The 14,501-nt window shown below is 65.6% G+C and carries 4 protein-coding genes; all 4 read right to left on the bottom strand.

Annotated elements, in window-relative coordinates; genetic code table 11:
• Nucleotides 1-2: 2 nt before the first annotated feature.
• The 4 genes from ADADO0_RS07975 to ADADO0_RS07960 all read right to left on the bottom strand — a co-directional run bounded on the left by ADADO0_RS07975 (nt 3) and on the right by ADADO0_RS07960 (nt 14,301).
• On the bottom strand, nt 3-893 hold the full coding sequence (locus tag ADADO0_RS07975) for a transglutaminase-like domain-containing protein (RefSeq protein WP_511304589.1): 891 nt from the start codon (nt 891-893) through the stop codon (nt 3-5).
• Between the two features lie 243 nt (nt 894-1,136).
• Nucleotides 1,137-4,274 carry an efflux RND transporter permease subunit gene (locus ADADO0_RS07970; protein ID WP_511304588.1) on the bottom strand — a complete coding sequence of 1,046 codons (3,138 nt, stop codon included), beginning with the start codon at nt 4,272-4,274 and terminating at the stop codon, nt 1,137-1,139.
• Nucleotides 4,275-4,287: 13 nt separating this feature from the next.
• On the bottom strand, nt 4,288-5,367 hold the full coding sequence (locus ADADO0_RS07965; RefSeq protein ID WP_511304587.1) for an efflux RND transporter periplasmic adaptor subunit: 1,080 nt from the start codon (nt 5,365-5,367) through the stop codon (nt 4,288-4,290).
• A gap of 351 nt (nt 5,368-5,718) precedes the next feature.
• Complete coding sequence (locus ADADO0_RS07960) at nt 5,719-14,301, bottom strand: GH36-type glycosyl hydrolase domain-containing protein (RefSeq protein WP_511304586.1); 8,583 nt, start codon at nt 14,299-14,301, stop codon at nt 5,719-5,721.
• Nucleotides 14,302-14,501: the final 200 nt, after the last annotated feature.

Genomic DNA, 14,501 nt, shown 5'->3' with positions numbered 1-14,501 from the left:
GCTTATTCGGCCGCTTCGCGGGCATCGAAGTGCATTTCTGGTCGATAACTCCCATGTGAGAGCTGATCATCAATCGTGACCTCTTCGGTGATCACCTCGAACTTCTGCAGAATGTGAGGGCCGAAGGTGTGGATCATCGGAATGTCAGCCGCATCCCGACCTCTCGCCACCAGGATACGACCGATGCGCGGAACATTATGGCGCGCATCGAACGTGTACCACTTGCCACCCAGATAAACCTCGAACCAAGCATTGTAGTCCATCGGAGCGGGATCGCGTGGGACACCGATATCGCCCAGGAAACCGTTGCAATAGCGCGCGGGAATATTCATGCAGCGGCACAGTGCAACAGCCAGATGCGTGAAATCGCGGCAAACGCCGACTTGCTCAACCATGGTTTGGGCTGCTGTCCGCGTGGCCCGTGCGCACTGATAGTCGAAGCGAATGCGCGCATTCACATAGTTGCAAATCTGCTGGACCCGGTTCCAGCCTGGATCGCAATGGCCGAATAGCTCCCAAGCTGTCGCGGAAAGTTCATCCACTTCGCAGTATCGGCTGGATAGCAAATACTCGAACACCTCCGACGGCAGGTCGCCGGGAAATACTTCTTGGGCATTGCAATCACGTTGGTCGGCGGCACCGGAATCCTGAACGAGCAGGTCGTTCCTGAAGGCTGCGCCGCCCTGCGGGACGACGAGCCGACGGCAACGGTTGCCGAAGCCATCGGTATATTCAGCACTGGGCACGTCCCTGCCGTCGACAAGCGACGTCACCCTGCTATGGGACCCACTGACGATGTCCGCATCGCGGCTGGGGTGCGGATCGCACAGAAGGATAGCGGGGGTCGGCTGAGAACAAACGACCTCGATCCGGTAGCCGCAGCGAATTTTCATCGAAGCTTTCCTCACAATGCCCCCGCATGGGCATCAAAACCTCCTTCAAGGCCGCAAGTTCCACTTTGGATGTCGAGATATGGGCGTTTGTGCCATTCCTTCAGGCCCGACGGCCGTCGCCATTCTGGTGATCGAGGCCTCAGTCTGACACTCCCTGCCGCGCGGGCGCGGCATGGTTATGACCCGCTTCGATATGTCGTTCCTTGGGATTGCGCGTCCACTCGCAGGGCGATGGTCGAGCCCTCAGGCTGTAGGCGGTGCCACCGATGAGCCGAACAGGCCGTGCACCCGCTCGCGCATCTTCTGGAAGATCACGTAGAGGCCGGGGATGACGAAGATCCCCAGGAAGCTCGCCGCCAGCATGCCGCCGAACACGGCGGTGCCCACGGCCCTTTGGGTGGCCGCGCCAGCCCCGCTGGCGATCACCAGCGGGATCAGGCCGCAGATGAAGGCGAACGAGGTCATCATCACCGCGCGGAAGCGCAGCTTGGCGGCGGTCACGGCGGCGTCAACCACGCTCAGCCCCTCGCGGCGCTGCTCCATGGCGAATTCGACGATCAGGATGGCGTTCTTCGCCGCCAGCGCGATCAGCACGACAATGCCGATCTGGGCGTAGATATTGTTATCCAGGCCGGCGATCTTGAGGGCCAGCATGGCGCCGAACAGGCCGACCACCACCGAAGCCAGCGCTGCCACCGGAATGGTCCAGCTCTCGTACAGCGCCACCAGGAACAGATAGGCGAACAGCACCGCCAGGGCGAGGATGAAGCCGGTCTGCCCCGCCGCCGCCTTTTCCTGGAGAGCGGTGCCGGTCCACTCGTATGAGAAGCCTTGCGGCAGGGTGGCCTTGGCGACCTGTTCCATGGCGACGATGGCCTCGCCCGACGACACGCCGGCAGCGGGCGCACCATTGATCGGCACCGAGCGCAGGTTGTTGTAGCGGATGATGGCGGACGGGGCGGTGATGAGCTGGATGTCGGCCACCGCGTCGATGGGCACGAGATCGCCCTTGTCGGTGCGCACCCGGACCCGGTTGATGTCCTCGACGGCCTTGCGATCGGACGCATCCGCCTGCACCTGGACCTGCCATGTCCGGCCGAAGCGGTTGAAGTCGTTCACATAGCTGCCGCCCATGCTGGTCTGAAGCGCGGTGAAGATGGAATCGACCGGCACGCCGAGCGCCTGGGCGCGATCGCGCTCGATGTTGAGGTACACCTGCGGCGTCGCAGCGCCGAAGGTGGTGAAGACATTGGCGAGCCTGGGATCGGCATTGGCCGCCGCCACCAGTCCGCGCGCCACCGCCGCCAGATCCTCCGGCTTGGCGCCGGCGAGGCTCTGAAGCTGGAATTCAAAGCCAGACCCCGTGCCAAGTCCCGCGATCGGCGGCAGGTTGAACACGAACACGTCGCCAGCGGCAATCTGCGAGAAGCGCCCGCGCAGGTCGGCCAGCGCCGCGAACACGGACATCGACTTGTCTTTGCGTTCATCGAACGGCTTCATGGCGACGATCAGCAGTGCCTTGTTCGGCAGAGCCAGCCCGTCCAGCAGGCTGAAGCCGGTGACCGAGAACACATGCTCGGTCCAGGGGCGGTCCAGAATGATCTTCTCGGCCTGTTCCACCACCTCGGCGGTGCGGCCGAGCGAGGCGGCGTCGGGAAGCTGCACCTCGCCCATGAAGGCGCCCTGGTCCTCCTCGGGCAGGAAGCCGCTGGGCACCAGCCCGGTCAGCCAGCCGGTGGCGCCGGCGAAGGCCAGCACCAGAAGCCCCGTCACCAGCATGCGCCGGGCAATCGGGGCGACCACGGCGGCGTAGCCGTCACGGCTCCTATCGATGCCGCGCTGCATCCAGGCGATGATGCCGGTCGGCTTGGCCTTGTGCCGCAGCAACAGCGAGCAGAGCGCCGGAGACAGCGACAGGGCGTTGATCGCCGAGATAATCATGGCAACGGAGACGGTGACCGCGAACTGCTGGTAGAGCTGGCCGGTGATGCCGGGAATGAAGGCGGTGGGCACGAACACCGAGAGCAGCACCAGGGTGATGGCGATGATCGGTCCGGTCACCTGACCCATGGCCTTTTCGGTCGCCTCAGCGGGCGTCAGATCGGGCTCGTGCTCCAGCACATGCTCCACGGCCTCGACGACGACGATGGCGTCGTCCACCACGATCCCGATGGCAAGCACCAGGGCCAGCAGCGACACGGTATTGGCGGAAAAGCCGAACACCAGCATGGCGGCGAACGTGCCGACGAGCGCCACCGGCACGGCGATGATCGGGATGAGCGTGGCACGCAGGTTGCCCAGGAACACGAACACCACGATGCCCACCAGCACGAACGCCTCGATCAGCGTGTGCACCACGGATTCAATGGTCTTCTCCACGAACACCGTGGTGTCGTACATGACGTTGAAGGTCACATCGTCGGGCAGGCGCGGCTTGACGTCCGCCAGCACTTTGTTGACCCCTTCGGCCACCGTAAGCGCATTCGCGCCCGGCGCCTGATAGATGGAAATGCCCACCGCCGCCTTGCCGTCGTATCGGGCTTCGGAATCGCTGCTCTTGGAGCCCAGCTCCACCCGCGCGACATCCTTCAGCCGCACCATGGCGCCATCGGCATTGGCGCGCACGATGATGTTCTCGAATTCGGGAATCGTGGTGAGCCGACCCTGGGTGGAGATATTGAGCTGGAACTCCACGTCCCGTGTCTGCTTGCCGGAGCCGATGCGCCCCACGGCCGCCTGGGTGTTCTGCGACTGCACGGCCTTGACGATATCCTCGGCGGTGAGGTCGAGGCTGGCCAGCCGGTCGAGGTTCAGCCAGATGCGCATGGAATAGTCGAGGCCGCCGAACAATCCCGCATCGCCCACGCCCGGCACGCGGCGCAGGGTGTCCAGCAGATCAAGCGTGGCGTAGTTCGACAGGAACAGGGCGTCGTGGGTGCCCTTGGGCGAATAGATCGCGATCACTTGCAAAAGCGCCGACGACTGCTTCTTTACCGTCACGCCGTTGCGCTGCACCTCCGGTGGCAGCTGAGACAGCGCCTGGTTCACCCGGTTGGTGACGTTAACCGTATTGAGATCAGGATTGGAGCCCACCTCGAAGGTCACCGACAGGCCATAGCTGCCGTCGCTGCCCGAGGTGGATTTCATGTAGATCATCCGCTCGACGCCGTTGACCTGCGCCTCGATGACTTGGGCCACGCTTTCTTCCACCGCCTGGGCGGACGCGCCGGGATAGACGGCGTTGATGCGCACCTCGGGCGGCACGATGTCTGGGAACTGAGACACCGGGAGCGCACCGAGCGCGAGATAGCCGGCGACCGTGATAACGACGGAAATGACCAGGGCGAGGCGCGGGCGGCGGATGAAGGTGGAGGATATCATCTTGCGTGTCGCCTCAGCCGCGCACAGTGGGAGCGGTCTGCGGCGATACGGTCATTCCGGGCCGTACCCGCTGCGCGCCCTGAACAATGACGCTGTCTCCGGCGGCCACGCCGCTTAATACCGAGACCATGCCGTCGTTGCCGGTGCCGAGGCTGACACGCCGCTGCTCCACCACATTGGCCTTATTGACCACGAACACGTAGGGGCCGGTCTGGTCGATGGTGATCGCCGCCTGCGGGATGACCACGGTCTGCTCGGTCTTGGTCTCGTCCACATTCACACGAACGGTCTGTCCCGGGGACAGCAACGTACCGGGATTTGCGAACACCGCCCGCACCGTCTGGCTGTCGGTGCGCGAGTCCGCCTGGACGTCGACGAAGTTCACCTTGCCCGGCTCGGCGTAGAAGCTGCCATCCGCTAGCCGCAGCTTCACGACCAGCTTGTCGGCGCCCCCCATTTTCTGGCGGGCCTCCAAAAGTTCGCGCTGGGTGATCTGGAACAGCACGTTGACCGGGGTTTCCTGCACCACTGTGGCGATGATGCCGGTCTGCGGCCCGATCAGATTGCCGGGTGAGACGGTGGCGCGGCCAATGCGGCCCGCCATGGGCGACTTGATGTCGGTATAGGAAAGCTGGATCTGCGCCTCCCGCACGGCCGCTTCCGCGCCCAGTACGTCGGCCTTGGCGCGCGCGAGGTCCGCTGCGCGCTGGTCGAGCTGGGCTTGGGCGATATTGTTGGTGCGCGAGAGTTCCTTGCCGCGCTGGTATTGAAAGTCCGCATTGTCGCGGGTGGCTTCGGCGGCGCCGAGCAGCGCCTTGCGCTGGTCTAGGACGGCCTCGAACGGCTCGCGCTCGATCTGGAACAGAAGCTGGCCTTTGGTGACCATGTCACCGTCCTGGAAGAGGCGGGCTCCAAGGAAGCCCTCGACGCGGGCGCGCAAATCTACTTTTTCGATGGCCTCCACGCGGCCGATGAATTCGTGCGTCTTGGCGATGACCTTCATCTCGGCGGTCTGCACCAGGACCGCCGGGGCGGGTGTCTGTGCCTGCGCTTGAAGGGAAACGCTGATAGCTGCAGCCAGAAAACCGGCCATCGCAAAATTCTTGGTGCCCGAATGCATCCCTACCCCCGTCAAGACGCCTCAGGTAGCGCCGCATTCAGCGGAGATGTCAAGCCAATGTCAGAAAACCCAGATGTCTGGATATCGTATGTGTTTGTAGTCAAATGACCATCTTCAAATATCCAAAGACGGCTTTATTGCTTTAGGGGAGGTCCAATATTTATTGAATGTTCGCGCGTATTACATATGTGCCCGAAATGCTGCGGACCTAAGCAGCAGGACGCTGCGCCCTAAGGTATCTTTGTAATGATGAGGTCCGGTGTCGCGCGCGCAAACGCGGAACCTGAGGGTTGATCGTCCGGCGCTAGTCGAATGGAGCCAGCATCACCCACTCGTCCGCCACGCCGACGTCTTGCGGCCGAGGGTCACTTTTATGACGTGCGTTCCCGCCGCTAAGCTGAAGGGAATGACGACCGGCACGGCCATGTCTTCCCCGTCGATTTCGGCGGAGACGATGCCCTGGCTTATCCCCTCGGGGTTGTCCACGATGATCCGATATCGTGCTGCGCCATGACGCAGGGTCATCTCGAAGCCGGGCCAGTTCCGGGGAATGCAGGGATCGAGATGGAGTGCGTTGCCCTCCATCTTCAGGCCGAGGATGCTTTCGATCCCGGCCCGCTGCATCCAGCCTGCCGAGCCGGTGTACCAGGTCCATCCGCCGCGCCCAACATGAGGCGGCTCGGCATAGATGTCGGCCGCAAGCACGTAAGGCTCGACCTTGTAGCGCAGCACGTCGGAGCGGGTGCGGGCGTGGTTGATGGGGTTGAGGAGCGAGAACAGCGCCGCCGCCTTGTCGCCCTCGCCGGATGCCGCGAAGGCCATCACCGACCAGAGTGCGGCGTGGGTATATTGGCCGCCGTTTTCGCGCAGTCCCGGCGGATATCCCTTGATGTAGCCGGGATCGAGCGGCGTCTTGTCGAACGGCGGGGTGAACAGCAGGGCAAGCCCCTCGCCAGGCCGGATCAGGTGACGTTCGACCGCAGCCATGCCGCGCGCCGCGCGCGCGGGATCGGCCGCGCCCGACAGTACCGCCCAGGACTGGGCAATGGAATCGATCCGGCACTCCTCGCTCGATGCAGAGCCCAGCGGCGTGCCGTCGTCGAAGAAGCCGCGACGATACCAGTCGCCGTCCCACCCTTCGTTTTCGAGGGACGCCCGTAGCCCGGCCGCGTGGACTTCCCACCGCGTTGCCCGCAGGGTCTCGCCACGCGCCTGAGCGAGCGGAGCAAAGGCGAGAAGCGCAGCATAGAGGAGCCAGCCGAGCCAGACACTTTCCCCTTCTCCCCGCTCGCCGACGCGGTTCATGCCGTCGTTCCAGTCCCCGGTGCCGATCAGGGGCAGGCCATGGGCGCCAAGCGCGAGGCTCTGGTCCAGGGCACGGGCGCAATGCTCGAACAGGGCGGCGGTTTCATCGGCGATGGTTGGCGGAAAGAAGCTCTCATGCTCGCCCGGATTCAGCCGCTGGCCTTCGAGGAAGGGCACGCGCTCGTCTAATACACCGGCGTCTCCGGTCGCCTTGATATAATGGGCCACGGTGTAGGCGAGCCAGGCCCGGTCGTCCGAGATGCGGGTGCGCACGCCCCGGCCGGACTGGGGTAGCCACCAATGCTGCACGTCCCCCTCGACGAACTGCCGCGCGGCGGCGCGAAGGAGATGCGCCCGCGTCAGATCGGGGCGGCTGGCGACCAACGCCATGCCGTCCTGGAGTTGGTCGCGGAACCCGAAGGCGCCGCTCGCCTGGTAGAAGGCCGAGCGGGCCCAGACCCGGCAGGCCAGCGTCTGATAGAGGAACCAGCCGTTCAGCATGATGTCGAGGGACCGGTCGGGCGTTTGCACCTGCACAGCGCCTAGGATGTCGGTCCAGAGGTCGGTCACCTTGGCGAGCACGGCGTCGATATCGGACGCGCGATAGCGCGTGATCAGATGCCGGGCCTCCTGCGCATCGGCGGCCTCTCCCAGCAAGACGGTGATCTCGACGCTGGCGTTCGGCGGAAGGTCCACCAAGCTGCGCAAGACCCCGCAAGGGTCAAGGCCCGCGCCCACCGTATTGGAGAGCGCCGTACCGCCCGCAAGCGCGGCCGGGGCGGACAGCGTCCCGTTGCGGCCGATGAATTCGCGGCGGTCGCCGGTCCATTCGGTTTTGCGCCCGTCCATGGCGAGGAACGCGACGCGTGATCCGTAATCACCATTCCATGGATTGCGCGCGAACATCGCGCCGGTCTCAGTATCAATGGACGTCACCACGAAAGGCGTGGTGGCGGAGCGCGAGGCGCCCAGCACCCATTCCGCATAAGCGGTGAGGGAGAGCCGCCGGGGGCGGCTGGTCAGATTTCGCAATGTCAGGCGGGACAGCTTGATGGAGCCTTCGACCGGAACGAGCTGAAGCAGTTCGGCCTCGATGCCGTGGGCGGTATGGGCGAATTTGCTGTACCCCCGGCCATGGCGGGCGGTGTAAGTCCCGCCCTCATCCCGGATGGGAAGCGCGGTCGGGCTCCACAGCGCGCCGGTCTCCTCATCCCTGAGGTAGAAGGCTTCGGAGGCGCGGTCGGTTACAGGGTCGTTGGACCATGGCGTGATCTGGTTCTCACGGCTGTTGAGGGACCAAGTGTACCCGCTGCCCTCGGTCGCCACCTGGAAGCCGAAACTTGGGTTGGCGATGACATTGATCCAGGGCGCCGGCGTGGACTGGCCCGGCCCGAGGACGGTCACATACTCCCGTCCGTCCATGGCGAAGCCGCCGAGGCCGTTGAAGAATTCCAGCGACGGGGGCGCGGGCGGCGTGGTGGCGAGGACCGGGCGCTTCGGCTGGGGCTTCACCGGGCGTGCGTCCTGGACCACCCGGTCGAGCTGCTCGGTGAGGGTGCCGCGTTGTGCCACCACAACGATGCGGGCGCAGGAGGAGAGGAGCGCGCGCGTCTGCGTCGACATGAGATCCGAGCGCAGCACGAAGACGCGGCCCGAAGCGCCGCCTCGCCCGGCCTGAAACCATGACTGGCTGGTCCGAGCCAGGGTTTCGAGCGCGATCTGAAGGTCCTGCACATAGGACGACTGGCGGTCGTTGAGGATGACGAGATCGACAGCGAGCTGCTTCAGGCCCCAATATTCATGGGCCTTCAGCAATTCGCGCGCGATGTCGAGATTTTCGATGTCGGAGATTCTCAGGAGCACGATGGGCAGGTCGCCCGAAATGCTCTGCCCCCAAAGGCCCGACTGCGGTCCCGCGCCCCTCTCGATGGTGTCCGACGCCGGGCGCAAGGCGGGCGCGGCATAGATCGCGTGGCCCGCGAGCCGCTGATAAAGCGCGGCCTCGCCCTGTGTGATGCCCAGGTGGTATCTTTCCACCTGGGCCTGGGTCCAGGCCAGGGTCGCCGCACGGCCATAAGCGGTGGTGTCGCGGTGCTTGTCGATGATGTCGAGCAGGGCTTCGCGGGTGGAGGCGACGGCGGTCCAGAAGGTGATGCGCACGATGCCGCCGGGCGCGATCCTCACCCTCCGACGCAACGCGAAGATCGGATCGAGCACCGTGCCCACAGTGTTGGACAGCGGACGTCCGTCGATTATGGCGATGGGCGTGCGGATGTCGTGGCCGCGCCCGAGGAAGCGCGCGCGGTCGGTCTCGATTTCTGCCGCGCCTACGGTTTCGCCTTCGACGACGCAGAAGTGCCCGGCCCAAATCTGCGGCTCGCTTGGTGTGCGGCGGCGCCGGGTGGCAAGGATGGCGCCGATCTCGGCGAGATATTCGGTCTGGACGAACAGCTTCGAGAACACCGGATGGGCGATGTCGGAGGATTGCGCGGCCAGCACCAGTTCGGCGTAGGAGGTGACGTCCAGTTCCCGCACGCGGCTGCTGCTGTTGGAGATGGACACGCGCCGCACCTCGGCATCCTCCTCGGCCGAGACCAGCACGTCGAGCGCGGTCTCCAGGCTGCCGTCGCGGCGCACGAACTCCGCACGATCCTCGAAGAATGAGACGTTGTAGGAATTGGGTTCGACCCCGCTGGGCTGGAAGCCGGCGGACCACGCGTTGCCGCCGCTCACGTCCCTGACGAACAGATAGGATCCGAAATCATCGCAGGTCGCATCCTCGCGCCAGCGGGTGATGGCGAAATTGCCCCACCGGCTATAGCCGGAGCCGGCGGCGGTGAGCATGGTGGCGTAGCGGCCGTTGGAAAGCAGATGTGTCGCCGGCGTATCCTGTTGCGCGGAGGTGAAATGCCGCCCGCCGGAAAGCCCGACATCGCGCGACCGCACGGAGGACCTCGCCTCGGTCATCCAGGGACGGACCACCGCCACGTCGCGCGGGGTGCGCTCCTGAAGCAGCAGTTCGGTTGCCTGGATCATGGGTTCGGCATGGAAACGCGCGCGCATGATGCCATCCAGCAGCGCGTCCGCGATGGCGACGATGCTCATGCCCTGATGGTGCGCCATGAAGGCGTGAACGACGGCGACGTCCCGGCCGGTGGGAAGGCGGCTCGGGGTATAGTCGAGCGCCTCGTAGAAGCCGTATCGGCCCTGGGCACCGCATTCCGCGAGGCGGGTGAAATTGGCGCACGCGGCCTTCGTGTCGGCCATGCTGGCAAGCGCGGTGGCATAGGGCGCGATGACAAGGTTGTCGCCCAGCCCGCGCTTCAGTCCAAGGCCGGGCACGCCGAAATTGGAATATTGGTAGGTGAATTCCAGGTCGCGCGCGTTGTATGCGGATTCCGAGATGCCCCAGGGCACGCCCCGGATCGCCCCGTATTCGATCTGGCGCCGCACGACGAGGCGGTTGGCCCGGTCCAGCAGGCTGTCGGCCGGCGCGCGCATGACCAGCGAGGGCATCAGATATTCAAACATGGACCCTGACCAGGAGATCAGGGCGGCGCCGTGCGCGATCGGGGTCACCGAGCGGCCGAGGCGGAACCAGTGCCGTGCCGGGAGATCGCCCTTGGCGATGGCGAAGAAACTCGCGAGCCGCGCCTCGGAGGCGAGCAGGTCGTAGCAATTGGTGTCGAGGATTCCTTCTGGAACAAGATATCCGATCGACAGCAGGTTGCGTTCCTTGTCCAGCAGGAAGCCGAATTCCATCGCCATCGCCATGGCGCGGGCGGTGTCCTCAAGGGTCTCCAGCCGTGCCGCCAGCGCGGCTTGGGTATCGGTGCCGAGGGTGAGGTCGCGGCGATGGCTGTCGATGGCATCAAGGCTCGCCTTGGCCCAGAACAGCATGTCGGCGCCGGCCTCGTCGCCGCGCTCGGTGGCCAGCGTGCGGGCGATGTCGATCATCGTGTCCGATTGGGCCGCGAGTGTCGCGAGCCGCCGGCGCAGATCCTCGTCCTGCGCGGCGGGGAGCTTCACATCGATCAGTAGCGCGGCCAGCGCGTCATCCAACTGGCGCGGCGTCACGGTCTGTGTGCGCCGGCCGTCCTGCAGGCGGGCGGCCTCGGCGCGCGTGAGGTCGATGGCATCGGCAATACCGGCGAGGCGCGCAGCGGTGGATTGAGGGATCGCCCGCCATTCCTGCAACGCATTGGCGAGCGCGATGAGGTGTCCGGCGAGGTTGCCGCTATCGACAGCGGAAACATATTTGGGGTCCAGCGGCCTCAGGTCGGCCGTGTCATACCAATTGTAGAAATGGCCGCGGAAACGAGCGAGCCGGCCCATTGTGCCGAGTGTCTGTTCCAGACGGTCGATGGCTTCGCGCGTTCCCACCCAGCCGAAGTCGCGCGCACTCGCCACCGAAAGAAGGTAGAGGCCGAGATTGGTCGGCGAGGTCCGATGCGCCAGGGCTGGCGCGGGGTCTTCCTGGAAATTGTCCGGCGGCAGCATGTTGTCTGCCGGCGTCACGAATGTCTCGAAGAACCGCCAGGTGCGACGCGCGATCAGCCGCAAAGCGTGTGCATCGCTCTCCTCGACCTGCATCTTTCCGGCGATCTTGGGCGCAAGGCTCACCCAGCGCGCCACCGCCGGTGACACGAACCAGAGCGCGGCGAAGCCCGCCGCCAGCGGCCAGGCGCCGTGCCCGAAGGCGAGGGCGACGAGCAGCGCCAGCGCGCCGATGACCAGCGCGCCCCACATGCGGCTGTAGGAGCCCATGAGGTCCAGGCGTCGTGCCTGGTTTGCCTGAGCGGCGGGCACCCATTGCAGGAGGTGACTGCGGCTCACCCACAGGCGCCAGAGCGTGCGAAGGATGGCGTCGAGCATCAGCCAGGCTTCGTCCGCCAGGAACACCACCACGAGCCCGCACTGGACGAGGGCAAGCCGAAGGTCGCTCCATAGCGCGCGCAGGTGACTGGTCAGGGTCACGCCGGGGTGACGGGGCGGAATCGCGGCGACGACGGGGATAAACCCCGGCAGGGCCAGGGTAATCAGGATGAATGCAGTCCACACCAGTGCGGCGCCCCACGGCATGGTCCAGCCGACAAGCAGCGCGGCAATGGCAAGCGGGCCGGAGAGCGAGCGGCGTAGATTGTCCAGCATCTTCAGCCGGCCGAACACGGGTATCGCAGCGAAGGCGGGCGAAGCGTTGGTCGGCAGGGGGCCGTGGCTGAGGATCCACGGCAGCAATTGCCAGTCGCCGCGCGCCCAGCGGTGGCGGCGCATCGCGCTGACGTCGTAGCGGGCCGGGAATTCCTCGACCACCTCGACGTCGGAGGCAAGGCCCGCACGCGCGAAGATGCCTTCAAACAGATCATGACTGAGCAGGGTCGAATCCGGGACCCGGCCGGCCAGCGATGCCTCGAAGGCGTCCAGGTCGTAAATGCCTTTTCCGGCATAGGAGCCGTCGCCGGAGAGGTCCTGGTAGACGTCGGAAACCGCCGAGCCGTAGGCGTCGATGCCGCTCACGCTGGAAAAGGTCCGCTGGAACAGCGATCCTTCCTGGCCCATGGGAAGCGACGGGGTGACGCGGGGCTGCAGCACGGCATAGCCTTCCACCACCCGGCTCGACGCCATGTCGAAGCGCGGGCGGTTGAGCGGGTGTGCCATCTTTCCGATCAGCCGGCGCACCGTGTCGCGCGGCAGCCGGGTGTCCGCGTCGAGCGTGACGACGTAGCGGACGTTCTCCGGGGCCGTGGGGGTGACACCCTGCACCGCGATGAAGGTGGTGTCGGTCTCGCCGCGCAGGAAGCGGTTCAATTCGTGGAGCTTGCCCCGCTTGCGTTCCCAGCCGATCCAACGGCTTTCGCTGTCGTTCCAAACCCGCCGGCGATGCAGCAGCAGGAAGCGCGCGCCGCCGGGCGCGGGCCCATAGCGCGCGTTCAACCGCGCGATGCCTTCGGCCGCTGCGGCCACCAAGGCGTCATCGCCTTCCGCATCCTCGCTCTCGGCATCTGTCCAGTCGGACAGGAGCGCATAGTGCAGATCGCCTTCCGGACTGGCGAGATGATGGATCTCCAGCCGCTCGATGTGTTCCTCGACCGATTGCAGACTGGTGAGCAGCGTCGGCACCGCCACCAGCGTTCGCAGGTGGGAGGGCACGCCTTCGCGCAATTCGAGCGCGGGAAGCAGGGTGGCGCCGAAGCCAAGGCTCATGGCGCGATTGACCAGAGCCACTGCCGCATCGATCGCCGGGACGGCGCCCAGGACACCCAGCAGCAGAAGGCTCGCCCAGTCCAACCCCAATGCCCCCGCCACCAGCAGCGGCAAGGCCAGGAGCACCAGGGTTTCAAGGATGATGGCTCCGGCATAGCCGCCGATGCCGAATGCCCGGTTCAGCCGGACCGACATGCGGTTCAAGGGAAGCCGGAAGCCCAAAGTCGCCTCAAAGGCGCGCCGCCCGCCCGCGATCAGGTGGTAGCCGGGGTCGCCGCCCCTGAGATCCTTGTTCGTGCTGGCGGTCAGCCGATCACGCTCCGCCGCCTCCACCGCGCGGTGCGCCACGTCGATCTCGGTATGCTCGGAGCCGCGTGCCAATTCCTCGATGGCGCTGCGGTAGAGATTGCGCGTGGCGAAATCCATCGCCTCGAAGGCGCCACCCGCCGCCAGCACATTGTCAACCAGGCTGGTGCGCTCGAACAGGTCCTGCCAGTCGACATCGGAGATCAGCCGCAGGCTGGTGATGATGTTGCGGACGGAGACGTTGGCACCGCCCTGGCTGCGGTGCACATCGCGCACCACCTGGTCCGCCGTCATGCCTTGCGCCGCCAATCGCCGATCCAGCCAGAGCAGCGCCGGCGTGACGCGCGGGTCCTGATCCCGCAGTCGATGGACAAGCTGGACGGCAAGCGCCTCAGGCAGGGGTGCGTGTTCGAGTTTTTCGAGCACCACCTGTGCGGATTCGGCCGGCCGTCCGCCCGCGCCCAGCAGGCGGTCCGCCAGGGTGTCCGCCTCGCGGCGCGCGATGCGATCGTCCACGATCCACTGGGACAGCCGCCGCAGGTTCTCGATCAGGACGATGCGCAGGGTGATCGACACCGCCCACAGCTCGCCGATGGTGAGCGGCTGAACCTCTTGATAGGCGCGCAGATATCGCACCAGCATCTCGGAATCGAACCGGCTGTCGGTATGGGCGACGAACGCCCACGCCACTCCGAAAATGCGCGGGTAGCCGGCCAAGGGGCCGGTGGCGAGCTTGGGAAGCTGGCGATAATAACTGGGCGGCAGGTCGGAGCGGATCTCCCGCATCTGGCGTTCAACCAGATGATAATTGTCGATTAGCCATTCTGCGGATGGGGTGATCGCTCCGCCTTCATCGATGGCGCGCAGGATGTTTCGGTAAGCGTCCAGAAGTACGGCACCGTTGTCCGCCAGGCGCGCCGAGAGCGAATGCCCCCGCGATGGTCCAGGTTCCACCGGCTGCGCTGCGGCGAGGCTGCGGGCATGCTCCTCAAGCCGTTCGACGCTGAAAAGATCCTCGCGGATGGGAGTACGGTCGTTCCACGGGGAACCGGGCGAGGCAAGGCCGATGGCCTGGAGGAAGAACGCGTACAATAGAGCCTTTCTTCCGCCCTCACGGCAAGTGCGCGGACATCGATCGTGTGCGGGTCGATCTTGACCGAAGCAGAAAGAACATTGGACGGCCGCAATCCGTTCCGTGGAGCGTGCAAGAAGCCCCGGCCTGTCCGGCCCCCAGCGCCTGTTTCGTCCTCACAGCCTCTCCCGTCCCCAAGCCGAGTGCCGATCCGGGGGAA

Origin of the sequence: Aquabacter sp., assembly GCF_965279295.1 — a bacterium.
Classification (GTDB): domain Bacteria; phylum Pseudomonadota; class Alphaproteobacteria; order Rhizobiales; family Xanthobacteraceae; genus Aquabacter.
Note: the sequence above shows the minus strand (reverse complement) of the source record. Positions and strands in the feature narration are given on the sequence as shown.

What these genes read in the sequence shown, in the direction of transcription:
- ADADO0_RS07975 (WP_511304589.1), bottom strand. Translation starts at nt 893, where the DNA reads ATGAAAATTCGCTGCGGCTACCGGATCGAGGTCGTTTGTTCTCAGCCG.
- ADADO0_RS07970 (WP_511304588.1), bottom strand. Translation starts at nt 4,274, where the DNA reads ATGATATCCTCCACCTTCATCCGCCGCCCGCGCCTCGCCCTGGTCATT.
- ADADO0_RS07965 (WP_511304587.1), bottom strand. Translation starts at nt 5,367, where the DNA reads ATGGCCGGTTTTCTGGCTGCAGCTATCAGCGTTTCCCTTCAAGCGCAG.